We start from the raw sequence: 19,342 nt of genomic DNA on the forward strand, positions 1-19,342 counted from the left end.
CATTTAAACAATGAAGAAACTAACAATTTTAGCTGTTGCATTTACAGCAATTATTTTCGCAGCTTGCGGAGGAAAGAAGAGTGCAAACAATGCCGCAGAAGCAGACTCTTTGAAGAGCTTTGAGCAGCAACAGATTGAAGCAAGTATCAAGATGCACATTGACAGTATTGCTTCTGAAATTGGTAAACTGAAGCAGCCTGCTTTCGTACGCGAGGATGCCAATGGTACCATTAGCCTGACAAAGGAAGAAAAGCAGGTAAAGCCCAACTATCTGATTTCTCCGTCTGTTGCCGAGGAAGCCACTACATTGGCTGAGAAATATCGCATTCTGAGTGCTCTTTCTGTTGACAAGAAGATTGCAAGCCTCTACGAAATGCCTACCGAGGACTACGACAAGACCATCACCAAACTGGTTGCTGACATCAATGATCCCTCATTCAAGGCTATCGAAAATGCACAGACCATCTTTGAGACCACTCAGACATTGTATGACGAGATGGAGAAGAACGGTCGCATCAACTACTTCTGGCAGTTGGCTTCTGCAGCCCTCGTTGAAGAGCTCTACATTGCCAACCAGAATGCTGACAAGTTCCTCAGCACCTTCGATGACGAGGCCGCTTCCAATGTAACCTTCCGTATCATCCTCGTGCTGGATGCAATCAACCGTCTGGCTGAATACGATCCTGAGATTAAGCCTATCGCAGATGCTGTTGCTCCTCTGGAAGTGCTCAATGCCACCACTGTTGACGAGTTCAAGAAGCAGTTAGCAGAAGCAAAGGACAACATTGCAGCTGCCCGTTCAGCACTTGTAAAATAAAAGTATTCCCATATGACCTCAAAACACAGTCTGACACTGCCCAACGATATCGAAACCATCCCTCAGCTTAACGAGTTCATTGATACCGTAGCTGAAGAGATTGGTCTTGACATGTCGCTGACCATGAGTTTGAACCTGGCCATCGAGGAAGCCGTTGTCAATGTCATGGAATATGCCTATCCAGAAGGGGAACAAGGCAACGTGGACATAGAGGTCATCGCTGATGACAAATGGCTGACATTCATCATCAGTGACAACGGAATTCCCTTTGACCCAACAACTCAAAAAGATGCCGACACTACCCTATCGGCAGAGGATCGTCCTATTGGTGGTCTTGGCATCTTTTTGGTTCGACAACTGATGGATTCCATTAATTACCAACGGAAAGACGGAAAGAATATACTTACGCTCAGTAAGAAAATGGAATCCCAATAAACGAATAACAAAAAGTCTTTAGAAAAATGGATATTAAAATCACTGAACAAAACGGAGGATACACTGCAATCTTCGAAGGACGTCTTGACACACCTGCTGCTGTCAAGGCCCAACAGGACATTGCGCCACTTTTGGAACATGCTGATAAGGCAATCACACTTGATTGCACAAAACTCGAGTACATCAGTAGTTCGGGTCTTCGCTTATTTTTGACACTCCGTAAGGAAGCCGCAGCAAAAGGTGGCAAGGTGGTTATTGAGAACATCAATGACGAAATCAAAAAGGTATTTATGATGACAGGATTCTTCAACCTGTTTGAAATTAAATAAACAACACTTGCATATGAAGGACTATGGTCTAGATTTGCACGGAGAGATGCTTCTGGAAGAATACAATTCCCAGAAGCATCTCTTTCTGCTGTTGAAAAACGTCGTCGTTAAGATATTTAGTGAACAGATGGCCCAGAGCCATATCGACCTAAATGCAATGGAAGCGCGCATCAAGCGAGAAGATTCCCTGGCAGGGAAGCTTCGTCGAAAGGGTTCCAAATATCAGTCACTGAGAGACATTACAGATATTCTGGGAGTCCGTCTTATCGCTTTCTATAACGAAGATGTAGACCGTATTGCAGCCATCACCGAATCACTCTTCGACATAGACTGGGCCAATTCTGTCGACAAGCGTAACATGCACCAATTCGACAGTTTCGGGTACAACTCTCTTCACTACATCTGTAAGGTGCCGGCATCGCTTTATTCCGACCCTGAGCATCCAGAACTTAACGAGATACGTTTTGAACTGCAAATGCGTACAGCTTTGCAACACGTTTGGTCAGCCATTCAACATGACATCGGTTACAAGTCAGAGATAGAGACTCCTATGGAATATCACCGCAGTTTAAGCAGACTGGCAGGTATGCTGGAACTCGCAGACAACGAATTCAGTCGTATCCGTAACTCCATTGCCGATTATCGCCGACGTATGCAGAGCCTGGTACAGAAAGGACAATTAGAGGAAGTTCCCCTGGACGGCGACACGTTCAGTTCCTATCTCGCCCTGCACCCGTTTGAGAAACTGAACCGTAAAATTGCAGCGATTACACAGGCAGAGATTCAGGAGGCCTCTTTCGACCACTATCTAAGACTATTGCGAGAGATAGGCATGAAGACACTTGGCGACATCGAGCGTATGATGAGCAACAATTTCGACGATGCTTACAAGATGGCCCTGTTCCAGTTAGGCAGCACAGATATCGACATCCTGTCAGAAACCGTTGGTTTGCAAAATATTTGTTTTGTACATATATTAAAGTCGGGAGGTGGCAAACCAGGATTAATTCAGATGTTCAACATCATCAATGGCATGATGCCTCAAAACGAGGCTCTGGCAGCCATGGTTTACGAACAAGCCACCCGTCTGTCATTTCTTGACCAATAAACAAGACGAGGTAATATATTAGAACCTGACACCCACAGACGTATTGACGAACCAGTCCTTAATACGTCCATGTCCATCTTCTCCATTATCATAATTGAACCTGTTCAACTGACCATAGGCATTGACAAAGAAGCGATTCCAATTATAGGTTAGAGAGACACGCGCATAGTAAGTAAAAGAAACGGGACTATGATGGTAGACAGACTCTCGATAGATTACTTGATCGTTATCCTTTATATCAATGTCTTCGTCCATATAGGTGTCATATAGTTCCGACTTCTGGCAATTGTACACCGTCAGCATGGGCATCACCGTGGCATTGGCAAGAAAGCCCTTGAAAGGAACCCAGTTGTAAGCATATCCTACCCCAAGACTACCTTGACGGACTTTGATGGTTCCTACCTCACGCATCAAACTGACGTATGCCGCATTCCTGTCACTTTCATAACGTATCGTGCTATGATGCCACATAGCGCCAACCATCAGCGATCCGGCAGAGCGTATCTGGATAGCCGACTGATCATACGCCGCCATATAGGAGAAGTGTTTCTTGTTGAAAAAATAGAAGCCGTCAATCATCAAGGAACGTATTCTGATAGGGTCAGGCAACTCCCCTTTATCACCATCTATAGGCAACTCATCTCCTATTTTCATGGTCATGTCAAGTTCCCTAGTAGCAAAAGTACGCATGCGTAAATTCACACCATAACAGCCACCCGTAGCACTGACGGTAAAGAACGTGCCGGTACCTTTTCCCACCTCCGTAGAATAGCCTATCCCATAACCGCGATATCCCAACCACAATCCCACACGATTCGAAGTGTTCGTCCTCAAATTAGAAATCAACTCAAAATCCAGGCCAGGTATTGACTCATCCAAATCATAATTGGAATGCATCGTAACATCAATACGGTCCATGTTGTATCGGGCTATCAACTGCCAAGGTTGCTTGGGTGCGGTAATATAATGAGGATCCACACCCTTGACAGCTGCAGAATCAAGAAATGTGCCAACGGATTTGACAGCTTTTACAAGCCATCCAACTTGTGCCCACATGGTCATTCCCATCATGCAGAACACCACCAAAACACATTGTCTTTTACGCATCTCAACTGCAAAGGTAAACAAAAAAAAGAAATAAAAGCCGTGATTTATCAAAAAAATCCGTAACTTTGCAGTCAGTTATGAATCAAAGACCCAAAATTGCTATTGTAGACAGCAATACACTGGCCTATCTCGGACTTAAGCAGCTGTTATTAAACGTCATGCCTATCATGACGGTTGATACTTTCGGGTCATTCTCAGAATTGGAGAGCAGCAATCCTGACACCTATTTCCATTATTTTGTCGCTATGGACATCGTGCTGCGCAATCGTACTTTTTTTACAACACGCAAGCGAAAAACTATTGTGCTGACCTTGTCATTAAACGACTCCGCCCAGCTCACCGACTTCCATAGTCTCTTCATCAACCAGCCCGAACACGCGTTGGTTCGTGCCTTGCTGACCTTGCAGCAACATGCTCATGGAGACGGGCGCAACATGCCTCCCATGCCTCAAATTTTACAGCAGAAGATACTCAGCGACAGAGAAATCGAAGTCATGTCACTGATCGTACAAGGCTATATCAACAAAGAGATTGCCGACCGGCTGAACATCGGGCTCAGCACGGTAATCACCCACCGCAAGAACATCATGGAGAAATTGGGTATGAAGAGTGTCTCTGCCCTGACTATCTATGCAGTCATGCACGGCTATGTTGACATCAACAATATTTAAAGTTTCACACTGCTGATATCCACCAATCCATTCACGATAGCATAGATGGTCAGTCCTGCCGGACTGTGAATCTGCAACTTGCGCGCAATATTTCTACGGTGGGTAATAACGGTATTAATGGAGATACACAGATGGTCTGCAATTTCCTTGTTCTGCATTCCCTGTACCACACCAATAATGACGTCGCGCTCACGATCAGACAGCGCATCGGTATTCTCCTGTCCGCCCTTGAAAACCATTGAAGAGATATTCTTCGCCACGTCATCTTGCTTCACCTGGTTTTCTAATCGCCGGATGGCAGGTGTAAAGATATGGTCTTCCACCTTAGCATGCTGGCTGAGCCATTCCTCATTATTATAGATATCATACAACGTAGCTGTCAGTTTATTATTCAGATGCGAATCTGAAGGCAAATACTTAATAATCAGCAGTTTCAGTTCACGCAACTTCTTATCCGTACTCTCATGGTGCTTGGAGAACATCTCGATATTATAGTCTGTTGCGGGCTGTTTATCGATAAGTGACTGCACATAGGGGAAGAGTGTTTTCTCTTCATATTTCATGTGGCGACGTATTTCCTGAGCATACTCTTCATACAGTTTCAGAATCAGACGTCCCAGATGATCTTCCTCGTTGATACTCTCTTGTAGTTCGCGACGGATAAAGGGCAACTGGAAGTCAAGATAATAGGCATGACTGGCTTCAAGATAGTGCAATAGTGTAGGTACACTGATTTGCTCGTCATCCTCATAACTAGTGAGGTCGTTGATGGTGAAATTGACGACAGCGAGGAAAGTATAGGTATCTACGCCATTCATCTGGCAGGTCTCAGCCACCGTCTTGTCACCAAAGCCCATGTTAATACCGAAACTGCCCAAAGCCTGCAATATACTGTAATTATCCTTGATAAGCATTATCATCTTATCCTGCGGCTCATACATCTTCACGTTCTTCATCGATTTACACCTTATTAATTATTAACGTTGCAAAAGTAGTAAATTCCCCTGAAACACGCAATAGTTTCAAGGGATTTCATCATTTTTAGGTATTGCAGAAAAACGCGAATCAGAATACCTTTGCAGTCGATTTTTAACCATTACAGTATATGAAAAGATTTGTATTCACTATCCTATCCGCATGCGTTGGCTTGGCAGTCAATGCCCAAGAGAGTGCAGCAGACAGTGTTCTCCAACATATTGGCGGAGGTCGGCTGACTATCGGTGGCTATGGCGAAGCCAACTTCTCACGTAACTATTTCAGCGACCATGTTAGTCGCTACAGTCAGCCTGAAGAGCATCGCAACGACCCCAGCCACGGACGCTTCGACATTCCCCATGCTGTCATCTATTTAGGCTATCAGTTCGGCAAGGGCTGGTCTTTCGGAACAGAAGTCGAGTTTGAACACGGTGGTGCCGGTATTGCCTACGAGAAAGAGAACGAAGAAGGCGGTGAATGGGAACAGGAGACCGAGAAAGGTGGTGAAGTAGAACTTGAACAGTTCTGGATACAGAAATCTTTTGCCTCTTGGGCAAACCTCCGTGCCGGACACATCGTGGTACCCGTAGGTCTGAATAATGCCCATCACGAGCCACTGAGCTTCTTTACAGTCTATCGTCCAGAAGGCGAGAACACCATCCTTCCCTCCACTTGGCACCAGACGGGTGTCTCCTTCTGGGGACGTTATGGTGACTTCCGCTATGAGGCGCAGTTGTTGGCTGGTCTGAATGCCGACCATTTCACCAATGTGGGTTGGATTCACAAAGGGCATAAGTCACCCCTCGAGTTCGACGTTGCCAACAAGTACGGTGCCTCCTTGCGCATCGATAACTACAGCATTCCTGGACTTCGCATCGGTCTAAGCGGCTACTACGGACACAGTATAGGCAACACCTATCCCAACGATGCCAATGGTGCTGGTGCAACCTACAAGGGAGCCGTCGCCATCGGAGCCGTCGACTTTACCTACAACGCCCACAACTGGATTGTACGCGGACAGGCCGACTACGGCTATCTGGGTGATGCCGAGCAGTTGAAATATATGTACAATCGACTGAATTCCAAGTCACCTTACAAGCACTCTGCTTTCGTTAGTGGCAATGCCTATGCCGTGGGCATCGAGGCAGGTTACAATATCTTCTCACAGTTTAAGGACTTACGCCAGAGCGGACAACGACTGTATATTTTCGGACGCTACGAACAGTACAATCCCTATGCAAGTGATACGAAAGGGATAAGCTACGACTACACGGCTGTCAAGCGAATGGCCTTCGGACTCAACTACCACCCCATCCGCCAGATTGTCATTAAGGGCGAATACTCCAAGCGTTTTCTCAAGAGTGCCTACAACAACGAGCCGTCAGTAAATATCGGCGTCGCCTTCGAGGGATTTTTTATTTAAAACCACATAATCAACAAATCACAACGATGAAGAAAATCTTTTACTTTTTAACCATCCTCTCAGTAGGATTCTCATTGACCGCCTGCAGCAACAGTAACAGTGACGGTGACAACGCAAACGTGAATAAGTATGAGGACAAAACTTATGGCTACCAAGCCATTGATGCCTGTAGCAACGTGGTCACTCACCTGACCAACGCCAACAAGACTATCAGCAATGCCCAGCTAACCACCGATCAGGAGACCTTCCTGCGAAATGTCCTGAGCAACTTGACCAAAGAAGTCATCATTCCTACCTATACCCAACTGGCTGACGACGTAGAAGACTTGGAGAAGACGCTCCACGGACTGACCGTCAACACCATCACACAGGCTCAGCTTGACAAGGCTTGCAGCGACTTCAAGAAGGCTCGTCAGAACTGGGAGCGCTCTGAGGCCTTCCTCATGGGTGCCGCCTCTGATTTCGACATTGACCCCACGATTGACTCATGGCCCTTGGACCGTGCCTTACTGTCGAATTACTTCAAAAACGGGATGAGCGATGAGATGCTCGAAGATGCCAGCATCCTGGGGTTCCATGCGCTGGAGTTCATTCTCTTCCGCGATGGACAGAATCGTAAGGTCGCTGACTTGAAGTCCAACGACACCTATACGAATTTCGAGAAGATAAGCGGTGCTGAGGAACTGAAATATGCCCAGATTATCTGTTCCCTGCTCAAGGAGCGCTGCTTCCAGTTGCAGGTTGCCTGGGAGGGAGAGACTGCAGCCAATGCCAATCGTGTTGCCGTAGTCCAGAATGCCGGTCTTGACTACACCACGGAAAAGGGACTGTCCTTCTCTGAGAATCTGGTGAAGGCCGGTGTCAGCGGAAGCAACAGCACCTTCTCTACCCTGCAAGCCGCCATTCAGCAGGTACTCTCTGCCGATGAGGGCTCATGCGTAGGTATCGCCAACGAGGTGGGAACTACCAAGATTACCAACCCCTTCGCCAATGCCGACATCGCTTATGTGGAGTCACCTTATAGCTACAACTCCATCACCGACTTCCAGGACAACATCCGCTCCATCCGTAACGTCTGGTATGGCAGCACCAACGGACAACCCGCTGACATCAGTTTCAGCACCTTCTTCAACAATGTAGGTCAGACGGCACTGAACAACCAGATGGTTGGTGCTATCAATGGTGCCATCAATGCCATTGGCAACATGCCGGCACCTTTCGTGAAATATTGCAGCATCGTCTGGGGTAAGGATTTTGACGACCCTGACTATTGGGAGTCTATCTCTGAGTAAGACATCAAGAATAACTGTATGATTTATCCAACGAAACTCACCAGATTAATGAGTATCGGAATGCTGTCAGCCACCATACTGACAGCATGTTCCGATAGTAACGAACCCACTAACAACCTGGGCAACCTGACTCCTGCGGAAGAAGTGTTCGGCAAGGCTGTCGGCAACTTCACTGCCGAGGAATGGTATCCTGGTGGTGCACTGGGCACTACTGAGAAGGCGAGCTACTCGGCTGCCACTCCTGCCGTGGAGAATATCGCGGGCATGGAGGACGATTTCAACACGGGTGAAGACTTCTTCGAACACCTGTACACCTTCGAGCAGGAGCCTCGCAAGGGACTCGGACCTGCCTGGGTGCGCAACTCTTGTATCGCCTGCCATCCGTCTTACGGACATGGAAAGCGCCAGACAGCCTATCGTGCCAACACCATCGGCAACGGATATCTGCTGGTCATCTACCATCCTGACAACAATGCCTATATCTCTGAGGTAACGGGTATGCCGCAGACACAAGCCATGTCGCCCTTCAAGGCGCCCATTGACGAAAGTCAGATCAGCATCGACTGGCGAAACGTTACGGCTATGGAAAGCGGACTGCCCATGACGTTCGAGGATGGAGAGTCCTACTCGCTCATCTATCCGGAGGTAACCATACCCCAGACGGCTTTCAACACCAATCCTAAGCCAACCAATTACGAGGTGCGCCTGGAGTCGACCATTGGCATCTATGGTACCGGACTGCTCGACGCCATCAGCGACGAGGACATCGAAGCGCAATGGCTGGCTGAATCAAAGCACGTCACACTGAATCCCGCCATGTGGGACCAGGCGGCTGGCACCTTCAAGCCATCGGCGTATTATTCGGCAGCATACAATGACCTTGGAACGTTCCGTAATGGACAGCATGGACCTTTGAAACGTTTCACCTATGCGATGACACGTGGATCTCTGCAGGACGGTGCGGGTTCCAACGCCATCTGGAACATTACCAACGTCACCCGCTCTGACCGCCATTTCCTCTACACCACACCCGCCTGGGCCAAAGCTCAGAGTGAAGATGCCGAGGTTATCAAGTATATCAAGGAAAACGGTGCATCACCCCTGAGCATCCTACATCCCTACTATGCCGACGGTACCGACGAGGGCATTGCCAAGCGCGTAAATGAAATCCTCAGCTGTTCGTCTATCGCCAAGAAGGAGACCTTCGAGAAATACCTCCTCAACGACAGCTACTATGGCGGTAAGGAGGAGATGACTGACAAGCAGTACTATCAGTTCATGGTGTGGCACCGTGGCCTCGCCGTTCCTGCAGCCCGTCATCTGAACGATGCACAGGTTCAGCGTGGCAAGGAGCTCTTCACACAGATGGGCTGTGCACGTTGTCACCGTCCGTCGTGGAAGACCAGCAACGACGACATGTGGGTAGACGCTAGCATCAAGGCCTATGCCCAGAGCATTGGCAAGGACGCCAGCAAGATGCTGCCTAAGTATCCTAACCAGACCATCTGGCCTTATACCGATATGGTACAGCACCGGCTGTTCATGAAGAACGACATCCGCACAGGCTGGTGCCGCACCACCCCACTATGGGGTCGTGGCCTGTCACGCCAGTTGACGGGTGCCGACGACCGTCTGCACGACTGCCGGGCCCGCTCTGTCCTTGAGGCTATCATGTGGCATGGCTATTCCAAGCAGTCTGACGCCTATGGTCCTACGGAGCAGTTCTATCATCTGAAGAAGGAAGACCGTCAGGCGGTGATTAAATTTATAGAATCCATATAATATATGGGTCTTATGCTCCGTTCTTAAAAACATGAAGACATCCGTTATTCTTTTGTACATCGTGGTGGTTGTCGTGATGGCAGCCGCCACGATTGTTGAGAAATACCAGGGTACCGAGTATGTTGGCGATAACATCTACGGTGCATGGTGGTTTTCTGTCCTGTGGGCTTTGCTCGCAGCGGCCACCATGTTCTATTTCATCAAGCACAGGGTGCGCCGGCCTTCTGTCGTCGCCCTGCACCTGTCGTTTGTCATCATCCTGGCGGGAGCACTGCTCACCCACCTGACAGCCCGACGGGGCATCGTACTGCTGCGCCAGGGGGTGATGACCAGTCAGTATCTGACGAAAGACATGCAGGAGCATCCCTTGCCTTTCAGCATGACACTTGACTCGTTTAAGATTGCCTATCATGAAGGAACCAATGCACCTGCCGACTACATCTCGCATGTCACCATCAACCACCAGCCTGTCGTCATCTCAATGAATCAGATAGCCAGCCATGATGGCATTCGACTCTATCAGAGCAGTTACGACGAGGACATGCAGGGCAGCGTTCTCGCCATCAACAGCGACCCATGGGGCATTCCCGTCACCTATCTGGGCTATGCCCTGCTCTTTGTGTCACTCATCTGGATACTCATCGACCCCAAGGGTACCTATCGCCAGGTGTTGCGCCGTGCTGCCGTCTGCCTTGTATGCTGCTATGGCATAGCTGCATACACAACAGCCACCGCTTCGCCCCGAGTGTTGCCCCAAGAGACGGCAGACCGCTTTGCAAGGCTTTTTGTGGTCTACAACGACCGGGTGTGCCCTATGCAAACCTATGCCCTCGACTTCAACAAGAAGCTTTACGGCAAGCGCCATTATCAGGAGTTCTCTGCCGAGCAGGTGCTCACCGGCTTCATTTTCTTCTATGACGACTGGGTAAAAGAGCCACTGAAAGCGGAGAAGAAGCCGATGAAGATGCAGGAGAAGCAGACCATCATCCAACAGATACACCAAGGCACCCCACTGAAGATTTTCCCTTACGAAGAACGGGGTAGAATCACATGGTATGCACCCACCAGCTCCTTTCCTGAGTCCATGAACGAGGAGCACCAGAAGTATATGCGTGATGTCTTCACCCGACTGAATGGCGAGATACAGGCTGGACACTACGACCTTGCCAATCAGTATCTGGACAAGATGCTGCAGTATCAGCAGACCTTTGGTCGACACTCCTTACCCAGCCCGTTGCGTACCCAAGCAGAACGCCTTTACAATCAGTTACCCATACCCACCATACTCTTCATGGCGTGTCTCACCATCGGCTTCCTATTGTTCTTCGTTGACATCTTCCGTCCGTCGTGGCTTCGTTCCTGGCTTCCACGACTGCTGTTGGGCATGGCCTTTGTCGCACTATCCTGCTGTCTGGCCTTGCGCTGGATTGTCACAGGCACCATTCCCCTGTCCAATGGTTACGAGACCATGCTTACCCTTGCCTGGATTATCATGCTGGTGACCTTGTCTATGGGAAAGCGGTTCCCCGTCATGCTCACCTTCGGATTCCTGTTGTCTGGTTTCTTCCTGTTGGTAAGTCATATCTCGCAGATGGATCCGCAGATGACGCACCTCATGCCGGTGCTCAACTCACCGCTGCTCACCATCCATGTGTCAGTCATCATGATGGCTTTTGCCTTGCTGTCGCTTACCTTCATCGCCTCGCTCACGGCTCTCCTCTCACCCAGACGTTCCGACGAGATGCTGCTGTTGTCGCAGCTCATGCTCTACCCTGCCATCACCTGTCTGGGCTTCGGCATCTTCATCGGTGCCATCTGGGCTAACGTGTCGTGGGGCACCTATTGGTCGTGGGATCCGAAGGAGACATGGGCGCTCATCACCTTGATGGTATATGCCGCACCTGCCCATCGGTCGCTGCGTCTCAACTATCATGTCTACATGACTTTGGCTTTCCTCACCATCCTCATGACCTATTTCGGGGTCAACTACTACCTGGGCGGCATGCACGCGTATGCCTGATGACAAAATCGCCGTTTTTCAGTCTTTCTTATATAATTCAAGGAGAATGACTATGAGAAAGATTATTGTGACTGTCGCCCCCGTTTGTCACGTGGGCAAGGAGATACCTGCCGAGTGTAAGAATCCGCTGACTCCTGAGGAGATTGCCGAGGACACCATCAATTGCTATAAGGCGGGAGCCTGCGAGGTACACCTGCACACGCGCGACCTGCAGGGCAACCCGACCTTTGAGTTGGATGTGTTCCGCCAGACCATCGGACTCATCCGCAAGGAGACTGACATGATTGTGCAGGGCTCTACTGGTGGACTGTCGACGCTGACGCTGGCTGAGCGCTGTGTCAGTCTTGACGTGCCTGAGGTGGAGGTGGCCTCACTGAACATGGGTAGTGTCAACTTTGGCGAGACGGTGTATGTCAACACCATGCCCGACCTGCGCTACTGGGCGAAGCGACTGGACGAGACGAACACGGTGCCCGAGATGGAGCTGTTCGACCTCAGCCATGTGGAGTGTGCCACCCGTCTGGCTGACGAGGGAGTCATCCATCGTCCGCTGCACTATAACTTCTGCGTGGGTCCTGGCAATTCCAGCAACCTCTCCGCTACAGGCCGCAACCTCGCCATGCTCTGTTCGCTGATGGAGCCTGGCTGTTCGTGGGGCATCACCCACGACTCCATGAAGGACTTCTCCATGCTGGCGTGTGCCATTGGCATGGGAGCCTCAGCCGTCCGCGTAGGCTTCGAGGACAGCTTCTACTATGCACCCGGCAAGCGTGCCCACACCAATGCCGAACTGGTTGAGCGCCTGGTAGCCCTCATCCGCATGATGGGCTGTGAACCGGCTACACCTGCTGAAGCCCGCGAAATGCAACATATCAAGGGATTTACAATTTGACAATTTACAATTTACGATTTATTGATCGATTGAACAAATCAATTGTAAACAATTTGACAATTTACGATTTATTGGTCGATTGAATAATTGAATTATTTTCCCAAATCATAAAATATCAAAATGAACAAATCAATTGTAAATAGTAAATGGTCAAATTGTAAATTAATTGTTCTTGACGACGACCCTACAGGCATTCAGACCGTACATGGGTGTCTGCTCATCACCCGATGGGACGAAGAGAGCGTGCGCCTTGGCTTCGAGGACAGCGAACCCTTCTTCTACATCCTCACCAATACCCGTGCGATGACACGCGAGGAAGCTGCTGAAGTGACGCGCGAGGCGATGGAGATGGTCATCAAGGTGAATCAGGACTATGGCTACCACCTCATCATCGTCAGCCGTTCAGACAGCTGTCTGCGTGGACACTTCCCACTGGAGACTGATGTCATGCGCCAGTGTCTTGTGGAGCATGGATACACGGTGGCAGAGAAGACACCCTTCTGTCCTGCCTTCATCGAGGCTGGCCGCGTCACCATCGAAGGCATCCACTACATGCGCGACGGCAAACAACTCATTCCCGTCAGCCAGACGGAGTTTGCCCGCGACAATGTCTTTGCCTACCATACCAGCATCCTCACGGAGTATATCAAGGAGAAGGGTGCCAATCCCAACGACTACGAGATTGTCAATGCTGAGTCGTACGACGAACTCTATCGCTACGCTCGTCATCTGACGAATGACATCATCCCTCAGACATCATCCATCAGCCATCAGCCATCAGCCCTTCATCCCTCCGCCATCGTCATCCGCTCGTCATCGTCGCTGCCCAAAGCTCTCAGCGGCATCAGCGACCAACCCCTACTCGACCGCTCCATTCTCACCCCTCAGACATCAGCCCTCAGCCCTCAGCCATCAGCCATCAGCCCTCTCAATCCCGGCTGCTTCATTGTAGGCTCCCATGTCAAGAAGACCACCCAGCAACTGGAACAGCTCCTGCAGGCTGAAGGCACCTGCGCCATCGAGGTCGACGTGCAGCGCATCCTCGACGATTCAGCCCTTCTGATGAGCGAGACCCTCGACACCATCCGGCAGGTGGTGGAAATCGGGCTCACCCCCGTCGTCTACACCTCGCGACAGGAGATACGCCTCGACGATGCCGACCAGCGCCAGCACCTCGGACAGCAGGTCAGCGACTTCCTCGTCGATATCGTCTACCGTCTGCCCTTCACCCCCTCCTACCTTGTCGGCAAGGGTGGCATCACGTCGCACGACATCCTCACCAAGGGCCTCGGCATCCGCTCCGCCCGCGTCCTGGGACAAGTCATCCCCAGCGTGCCCTGCGTCATGGCTCCCCACTTCCCCTACATCATCTTCCCCGGCAATGTAGGCAACGAGCAGTCGCTACGCGAGGTCTATCTGAAATTGAAATAAACAAGCGGGACCGACCATCTTGTCAGTCCCACTTTCCCTTTTAGTCCCCACCCTTGCGCCTAAAGCAGCGCCAGTGGTCCGTGTCCCTTTAGAGCCCCTTGGTAAGGGGCGGCTATAATGCGGGGTTATAGCCTATACACGATACTGTCCCAAATGCCGTCAGAGCAGCCGTCAGAATACTGACAATAAACTGCAAAATCGTCTTCCAAGTTTCTCGTTTCATAGATTAAAGATTAAATTCTTTTTTTTTGGCACGGATGGCCACGGAATACACGGAATTTTCTAGGGCAAAAAACAGTGTCCATCCGTGTCCATCCGTGCCTAAAAATTACCCTTCGTCCACGCCGTCTACGATGCTACCGCTGTCACCGCCCTGGTTGTCACCGCCAGTGTTATCGTTAGGGTTAGGGTTAACGTTAGGGTTCTCCGGATCCTCCACGTTGCCTTCGTCGTCACTGGTCACGCGCTTCACCTCCTTGCCGGTGCGGTCGAAGCAAGTAATCTGGATAGCCGTGTTGGCCAGCTCCTCCTTCAGGTCGCTGTTCGGAGTGAAGATGATGCGTCGACTCGTGATGAGTCCGGACTTCACGTCCTCCACCTTCTCCACAGCCTTCGAGCGCAGTCCGAAGCGCATGGTACCCAGTCCGGGCAGAGCCACGCTATGGCCTTCCGTTGCCCACGCCTTGATCACCTCACCAGCTGCATCCCAGCAGGCCTGCATCACACCCTGGCTCACACCCGAGCGGAGAGCTGCCTCCTTGATGACCTTCTTCTGTGCCAGCGCCATGTACAGCTCTGGCTGCATCACGTAGCGCCATACACCGGGATCGTTCTCATTCTTGTTAAATTTCAGTAGTTTCTCTACAGCTTTTACTTTCATTCCCATAATTCTTTTCTCCTCTTAGTTTAGTTTTTGTTAATTTTTTTAGTTGTTGGTTACTATTTATTGGTTATTGGTTATTGTTTATTGTTCGACTCCCTTCTGGCTTTGATTTTTACGCTCTGGGCAGGCAGAAAATTTTGTCAGGCCTGAAAACAAATTTTTGGTGCCCTGCGCTCAAAATCCATCGTTCCTATTGACAATGCAAAGGTACGAAATTTTCAAAGGTCTTGCAAATAAAATCCCGAAAAACCATACTTTTTGAAGCCTATTTTTCGCCCTAATTTTGCAAGAAATTAAAATGCGTAGAAATGAGAGTCAGAAAAGACACTCAAATACACAGTTTTGGACTTTTGGACGTGGACGATTGGACGTTAAGGGGTTTTCGAAAAGTTCAAGAAGAAAATAATACTTATATATAATATATATATTATATATAAGTATTAAATATATTAACAATTAATTCTTTACATTTCCTGTTTTTACCCTATTTCTCAACCAAGAAAAAAAATTTTTGCTTAACGTCCAAACGTCCACGTCCAAATGTCCATTTCCCATGCAAGGAAGCACTTATTGGAAGCAACGGGCCAGCAGGCCTATAACCGCCATGTGGACGGGATAGTAATAGTAGAAGAACTTGCCGATCCACTTCAGCCGTCCTCGCTGGCCGTTGTACATCGCCAGCAGCGGCACTGCCAGCCAGCAGGCCAGGTGGACCAAGCCGTAGGTGGGGCTGTGGAAGAAGAAAAAGGCGACGGCATAGAGTGAGATGATGGCCATCATCCAGAGCATCTGCTTGTGGAAGCAGCCCCGGTTACGGCCAATCATGAGTATGGCCAGCGGGGCGGCACAACTCCAGTCGGAGGTGCAGGTGAGCAGGCAGGCCACCAGTGTGACACCGACCTTCTGCCATCGTGCAAGTCGCTCCATGTCCCATACTTTCAGCAGTATCAGCCCCCAGAGCAACGGCCAGGCGATGCTCGTGGCATTGAAGAGCAGGTTGCCGAGCGGGTTGAAGCCCGACATGTTGAAATAGCAGAAGGCGAAGTGGCTCACCACGGCCAGCATGAGCAGACGGCGTAGGTAGCGGCGGAAGTCGTGCGTGTGGTGATAGCCCTCGGCTACGAAGAATATCATCATCGGGGCCGTCAGCCGTCCGATGCAGTGCAGGAATATCTGCATCGGCGTCTCAGCCTGCTCGTAGGTCTCGATGCCCACCCATGCCATGTGGTCGATCGTCATGGCGACGATGGCGATGACCTTCAGTGCGTTGCCGCTCAGTCCTTTTTCCGTCATTTCCACTACGCTGCAAAGGTACAAAAAATGCTCTTATTATCTCTCATTTCGGAAGAAAATCTTCTTGATAGTTAATAGCAGATTTAAGATGAAAAAATGGTTATAAGCAAGAATATGTGAATAAATATATGTAACTTTGCAGAAAATTCTTATGCAATATGAATGAAATACAGAACAAAGAAGTATATCAGGGCTTAAATAAACTATATGCCAATGTAACTGAGATTCTTGCCAATGCCAGGAAACGGGCATATACAGCCGTGAACTTTGCGATGGTGGAAAGTTATTGGCTCATTGGTCAGCAGATTGTCGCTAAGGAGTTGTATCAGTTGACCTGTCCCTCGTGATTCTTCAACTGGGGCGTGAGGGCAGATTTTCAAATGAAGTTTTAACCAATGTAATAAAAAAGAAGTATGAAAAGAATCATGAAATGGGTGCTCGCCGCCACCCTCGTTTGCGGCGCAAGTGTATTCACATCGTGTGTTGACAATTCAACAGACAACCCGGTAGTGCCAGAGCCTGGAGTGCCCGCCGTGCCAGACCACTTCATCAACGAGGCATTGATGGACAAGACCGTCAAGCCCGGCGACGACTTCTACATGTATGCCCTGGGCACCTGGTTCAATTCACATAAAGAGGGCGACCGGGGTTACATGGAGTCTTACGATGCAATAAACACCAATGAGGTTGAAAAGAGCCTGTTTGCCTCCGACAACCCCCTGGCCCGGCACCTCGTGCGGAATATTGAGGCTCCTGCGCCGTCATTGAATGAAGACGTGAAGGCCGTACTCGACTATCTGGACATCCAGAAGCCGACGGGAATCGGCATGCTGCTGACCGAAATCGGCAAACTGCAGGACAAGGGGCTGAATCCCATATTCTCGAAAAGAGTGGATATGCATATGCAAAGCCACTCCTGCCAGGAAATAGTGAGCAGAGGCATCCTGACACAAACGGCAGATTATTATCTGGGAAGTAAACAGACAGACGCGCTGAAATCGTACATCAAGCCCATATTGACGGCCATCGACAACGTGGCAGACCCGGAGCGCACGAAGGCGGAAGGCTATGAGGCGGAACTCGAGGAGCGCGTCAGCGCGATTCTCGCCGAGGAGCAATTGATTTATGCGACAGCCCATGGTGGCGGCGATACCTCCGACTCAGACCGTCAGGGCTTGTGGAACGTGCGCGACATACCTGAATACATCGAGGCCGGCAGCATCGCGCGGAGTCGTGCCACACGTGCCGGGGGCGGCGTCGAAGACGAAGTCACCCGGGAGACGCTGTTGGAAGCATTCCATCCGATGGCCGGTGCAATCTTCGACGAATCCCCCGCCTTCAAGAAATATGTGGAACAGAAAGGCGGCATCACGACCGTGCTGAAGACGATGGACAACTGTTACGACTACCTGAGATACTATGCCGTCATGAGCGTATCCAACTACATGAAGGCTCGTTATGTCGGTCAAAGCGAAGGAGCCGCCAAAAGTATTATCGTAGCGGCATTGAAACAGACAAGCCCCTTCCTGATGAACAAGTTGAGTGCGGACGTACTACGGAAGATGGGGCAAGCCGGGGCAGACCGCTGCCTGACGATGCTGGAGAAAATGCGCACCGTGTTCCGACAGCGCCTCGAAACGCTCGATTGGCTGAGCGACGCCACGCGCCAGGAGGCACTGAAGAAACTGGAGGCCATGCAGTTCTTTGTCGGCGTGCCCGACAACCTTAGCGAAGGCGAGTTCACCCTCGACGAGGGGAACACACTGGTCGAGGACGCCCTGTCCATCATGGCGCAGAATGAAGCCATCAGGCATAACATGTGCGGAAAGAAATATGAGCAGCAGATCCGCACCATCATCGACTATGAAATCGATTATAGCGTACAGAACGCCTTTTATAATTGCGAGATGAACTGTCTGGTCATCTTGCCGCAATTCATCAGTGAAGGCATGTTCCCTGCCGATGATGAATACACCCAGTACGTTGTCGCTACAGTCTTCGCCCACGAGATGACCCACGGCTTCGATGCCAAGGGGGCAAAGTATGACAAACAGGGATACCTGAGAGACTGGTGGAAGGACGAAGACAAGGCGAAGTTTGAGGCTAAGCAGCAGGAGATGATTGCGCTCTACAACCGTCTGGAGGCCTACCCGGGACAGCCGGCCGACGGCGAAAAGACGCTGGCGGAGAACATGGCCGACTACGGCGGCATGACGCTGGCCTACTCACTCTTCAAGCAGAAGAAAATAGATGAGGGGCTTCAGGGGGCTGCCCTCGACTATGCCTGCCAGGAGTTCTTCCTGCACTATGCAAAACTGTGGCTGCGATACCCCACCCTTGACCAAAAGAAGTCGTTGTACCTTGACGTCCATTCAATCCCCCAAAACCGCGTCAATGGCATCGTGACACTCTTCGACGACTGGTACAGACTCTTCAACGTGACCGACGGGAAACTCTATCTCGCACCAGAGAAGCGCGTGCAGATCTGGTGATATATATTTCATAACAGAGGGACGGTTCTTTTGTTATCGTGCTGTGATAACGAAAGAACCGCATTCTATGGTAAATTCCAAACATATTATGCGATTTAACTATATATTTAACATTTGAGTATCTATGCAGCTGATTTATTTATCTGATAGACATAATCAGGGTTGTATTTTATTCTGTCTCTAACCATTGCTACAAGGGCGTGCAGCATCTTGTTCTTGATATTATTGTGAATCAACAGAGGATGCTTGCCACGCTCTATGAGGCGTTGATAGTAGTTGTGTATATTGATATCTGACTTGATAGCTGCTAATGCTGCTTGTGAGAGTAGTGACTTAATCATCCTGTTGGCAAACGGACTGACTTTTGGCCTGCTATTGACACTGGTTCCTGA

18 protein-coding genes and 1 pseudogene are annotated in these 19,342 nt (G+C 49.9%); 13 read left to right on the forward strand and 6 right to left on the reverse strand.

Annotation, left to right across the window (positions count from 1 at the left end):
- Positions 1 to 10: 10 nt before the first annotated feature.
- Genes BLU47_RS13845 through BLU47_RS13860 form a run of 4 tightly spaced genes read left to right on the forward strand, consistent with a single transcriptional unit; the run spans position 11 to position 2,689 of the window.
- Positions 11 to 817, forward strand: a complete 807-nt coding sequence (locus BLU47_RS13845) for a hypothetical protein (RefSeq protein WP_091964163.1) — start codon at positions 11 to 13, stop codon at positions 815 to 817.
- Between the two features lie 12 nt (positions 818 to 829).
- A complete protein-coding gene (locus BLU47_RS13850) occupies positions 830 to 1,252 on the forward strand; it encodes an ATP-binding protein (RefSeq protein ID WP_091964167.1) in 423 nt (140 codons plus the stop codon).
- Between the two features lie 26 nt (positions 1,253 to 1,278).
- On the forward strand, positions 1,279 to 1,581 hold the full coding sequence (locus BLU47_RS13855) for an STAS domain-containing protein (RefSeq protein ID WP_091964170.1): 303 nt from the start codon (positions 1,279 to 1,281) through the stop codon (positions 1,579 to 1,581).
- A 13-nt stretch (positions 1,582 to 1,594) separates the two neighbouring features.
- Complete coding sequence (locus BLU47_RS13860; RefSeq protein ID WP_091964173.1) at positions 1,595 to 2,689, forward strand: GTP pyrophosphokinase; 1,095 nt, start codon at positions 1,595 to 1,597, stop codon at positions 2,687 to 2,689.
- Between the two features lie 18 nt (positions 2,690 to 2,707).
- Here the strand turns inward: BLU47_RS13860 and BLU47_RS13865 are convergent, their stop codons facing one another.
- Positions 2,708 to 3,796 (reverse strand): DUF4421 family protein, encoded by a 1,089-nt coding sequence (locus BLU47_RS13865; RefSeq protein ID WP_091964177.1) that lies wholly within the window; start codon positions 3,794 to 3,796, stop codon positions 2,708 to 2,710.
- A gap of 77 nt (positions 3,797 to 3,873) precedes the next feature.
- Here BLU47_RS13865 and BLU47_RS13870 point away from each other — a divergent pair, with 77 nt between their 5' ends.
- Positions 3,874 to 4,467, forward strand: a complete 594-nt coding sequence (locus tag BLU47_RS13870; protein WP_091964180.1) for a response regulator transcription factor — start codon at positions 3,874 to 3,876, stop codon at positions 4,465 to 4,467.
- Here the strand turns inward: BLU47_RS13870 and BLU47_RS13875 are convergent.
- Entirely contained in the window at positions 4,464 to 5,423 is a 960-nt protein-coding gene (locus tag BLU47_RS13875) for a LuxR C-terminal-related transcriptional regulator (protein ID WP_091964184.1), read from the reverse strand. The genes BLU47_RS13870 and BLU47_RS13875 overlap by 4 nt on opposite strands.
- 149 nt (positions 5,424 to 5,572) lie before the next feature.
- Between BLU47_RS13875 and BLU47_RS13880 the strand changes: the two genes are divergently transcribed.
- From BLU47_RS13880 to BLU47_RS13905, 6 genes are all read left to right on the forward strand, one after another.
- Positions 5,573 to 6,865 carry a hypothetical protein gene (locus tag BLU47_RS13880; RefSeq protein WP_091964187.1) on the forward strand — a complete coding sequence of 431 codons (1,293 nt, stop codon included), beginning with the start codon at positions 5,573 to 5,575 and terminating at the stop codon, positions 6,863 to 6,865.
- A gap of 26 nt (positions 6,866 to 6,891) precedes the next feature.
- On the forward strand, positions 6,892 to 8,157 hold the full coding sequence (locus tag BLU47_RS13885; protein WP_091964190.1) for an imelysin family protein: 1,266 nt from the start codon (positions 6,892 to 6,894) through the stop codon (positions 8,155 to 8,157).
- An 18-nt stretch (positions 8,158 to 8,175) separates the two neighbouring features.
- The gene (locus BLU47_RS13890) at positions 8,176 to 9,939 is read left to right on the forward strand and encodes a di-heme oxidoredictase family protein (protein ID WP_255402225.1); all 1,764 of its coding nucleotides are present in this window, start codon (positions 8,176 to 8,178) and stop codon (positions 9,937 to 9,939) included.
- A 31-nt stretch (positions 9,940 to 9,970) separates the two neighbouring features.
- On the forward strand, positions 9,971 to 11,959 hold the full coding sequence (ccsA, locus tag BLU47_RS13895; RefSeq protein WP_091964193.1) for a cytochrome c biogenesis protein CcsA: 1,989 nt from the start codon (positions 9,971 to 9,973) through the stop codon (positions 11,957 to 11,959).
- A 52-nt stretch (positions 11,960 to 12,011) separates the two neighbouring features.
- Positions 12,012 to 12,851 (forward strand): beta-keto acid cleavage family enzyme, encoded by an 840-nt coding sequence (locus tag BLU47_RS13900; protein WP_176780606.1) that lies wholly within the window; start codon positions 12,012 to 12,014, stop codon positions 12,849 to 12,851.
- A 120-nt stretch (positions 12,852 to 12,971) separates the two neighbouring features.
- On the forward strand, positions 12,972 to 14,282 hold the full coding sequence (locus tag BLU47_RS13905) for a four-carbon acid sugar kinase family protein (protein ID WP_091964198.1): 1,311 nt from the start codon (positions 12,972 to 12,974) through the stop codon (positions 14,280 to 14,282).
- A gap of 112 nt (positions 14,283 to 14,394) precedes the next feature.
- On the opposite strand, the gene BLU47_RS14910 is transcribed toward BLU47_RS13905, so the two are convergent.
- From BLU47_RS14910 to BLU47_RS13915, 3 genes are all read right to left on the reverse strand, one after another.
- Positions 14,395 to 14,505 carry a smalltalk protein gene (locus tag BLU47_RS14910; RefSeq protein WP_176780607.1) on the reverse strand — a complete coding sequence of 37 codons (111 nt, stop codon included), beginning with the start codon at positions 14,503 to 14,505 and terminating at the stop codon, positions 14,395 to 14,397.
- Positions 14,506 to 14,610: 105 nt separating this feature from the next.
- The gene (locus tag BLU47_RS13910) at positions 14,611 to 15,168 is read right to left on the reverse strand and encodes an HU family DNA-binding protein (protein ID WP_091964201.1); all 558 of its coding nucleotides are present in this window, start codon (positions 15,166 to 15,168) and stop codon (positions 14,611 to 14,613) included.
- A 564-nt stretch (positions 15,169 to 15,732) separates the two neighbouring features.
- The gene (locus tag BLU47_RS13915; protein WP_091964204.1) at positions 15,733 to 16,458 is read right to left on the reverse strand and encodes a TraX family protein; all 726 of its coding nucleotides are present in this window, start codon (positions 16,456 to 16,458) and stop codon (positions 15,733 to 15,735) included.
- Between the two features lie 158 nt (positions 16,459 to 16,616).
- Here BLU47_RS13915 and BLU47_RS13920 point away from each other — a divergent pair, with 158 nt between their 5' ends.
- Positions 16,617 to 16,805 carry a DUF1016 N-terminal domain-containing protein gene (locus BLU47_RS13920; RefSeq protein WP_091964207.1) on the forward strand — a complete coding sequence of 63 codons (189 nt, stop codon included), beginning with the start codon at positions 16,617 to 16,619 and terminating at the stop codon, positions 16,803 to 16,805.
- Between the two features lie 66 nt (positions 16,806 to 16,871).
- Positions 16,872 to 18,950 (forward strand): M13-type metalloendopeptidase, encoded by a 2,079-nt coding sequence (locus BLU47_RS13925; RefSeq protein WP_091964210.1) that lies wholly within the window; start codon positions 16,872 to 16,874, stop codon positions 18,948 to 18,950.
- A gap of 122 nt (positions 18,951 to 19,072) precedes the next feature.
- On the opposite strand, the pseudogene BLU47_RS13930 reads toward BLU47_RS13925, so the two are convergent.
- Positions 19,073 to 19,342: pseudogene (locus tag BLU47_RS13930) on the reverse strand (IS110 family transposase); the annotation flags it as partial.

This window comes from Prevotella sp. tc2-28 (assembly GCF_900107705.1).
GTDB lineage: Bacteria > Bacteroidota > Bacteroidia > Bacteroidales > Bacteroidaceae > Prevotella.

Excerpts from the sequence above, each read along its gene's own strand:
- BLU47_RS13845 (WP_091964163.1), top strand. The coding sequence starts at position 11 with ATGAAGAAACTAACAATTTTAGCTGTTGCATTTACAGCAATTATTTTC.
- BLU47_RS13850 (WP_091964167.1), top strand. The coding sequence starts at position 830 with ATGACCTCAAAACACAGTCTGACACTGCCCAACGATATCGAAACCATC.
- BLU47_RS13855 (WP_091964170.1), top strand. The coding sequence starts at position 1,279 with ATGGATATTAAAATCACTGAACAAAACGGAGGATACACTGCAATCTTC.
- BLU47_RS13860 (WP_091964173.1), top strand. The coding sequence starts at position 1,595 with ATGAAGGACTATGGTCTAGATTTGCACGGAGAGATGCTTCTGGAAGAA.
- BLU47_RS13865 (WP_091964177.1), bottom strand. The coding sequence starts at position 3,796 with ATGCGTAAAAGACAATGTGTTTTGGTGGTGTTCTGCATGATGGGAATG.
- BLU47_RS13870 (WP_091964180.1), top strand. The coding sequence starts at position 3,874 with ATGAATCAAAGACCCAAAATTGCTATTGTAGACAGCAATACACTGGCC.
- BLU47_RS13875 (WP_091964184.1), bottom strand. The coding sequence starts at position 5,423 with ATGAAGAACGTGAAGATGTATGAGCCGCAGGATAAGATGATAATGCTT.
- BLU47_RS13880 (WP_091964187.1), top strand. The coding sequence starts at position 5,573 with ATGAAAAGATTTGTATTCACTATCCTATCCGCATGCGTTGGCTTGGCA.
- BLU47_RS13885 (WP_091964190.1), top strand. The coding sequence starts at position 6,892 with ATGAAGAAAATCTTTTACTTTTTAACCATCCTCTCAGTAGGATTCTCA.
- BLU47_RS13890 (WP_255402225.1), top strand. The coding sequence starts at position 8,176 with ATGATTTATCCAACGAAACTCACCAGATTAATGAGTATCGGAATGCTG.
- ccsA (WP_091964193.1), top strand. The coding sequence starts at position 9,971 with ATGAAGACATCCGTTATTCTTTTGTACATCGTGGTGGTTGTCGTGATG.
- BLU47_RS13900 (WP_176780606.1), top strand. The coding sequence starts at position 12,012 with ATGAGAAAGATTATTGTGACTGTCGCCCCCGTTTGTCACGTGGGCAAG.
- BLU47_RS13905 (WP_091964198.1), top strand. The coding sequence starts at position 12,972 with ATGAACAAATCAATTGTAAATAGTAAATGGTCAAATTGTAAATTAATT.
- BLU47_RS14910 (WP_176780607.1), bottom strand. The coding sequence starts at position 14,505 with ATGAAACGAGAAACTTGGAAGACGATTTTGCAGTTTATTGTCAGTATT.
- BLU47_RS13910 (WP_091964201.1), bottom strand. The coding sequence starts at position 15,168 with ATGGGAATGAAAGTAAAAGCTGTAGAGAAACTACTGAAATTTAACAAG.
- BLU47_RS13915 (WP_091964204.1), bottom strand. The coding sequence starts at position 16,458 with ATGACGGAAAAAGGACTGAGCGGCAACGCACTGAAGGTCATCGCCATC.
- BLU47_RS13920 (WP_091964207.1), top strand. The coding sequence starts at position 16,617 with ATGAATGAAATACAGAACAAAGAAGTATATCAGGGCTTAAATAAACTA.
- BLU47_RS13925 (WP_091964210.1), top strand. The coding sequence starts at position 16,872 with ATGAAAAGAATCATGAAATGGGTGCTCGCCGCCACCCTCGTTTGCGGC.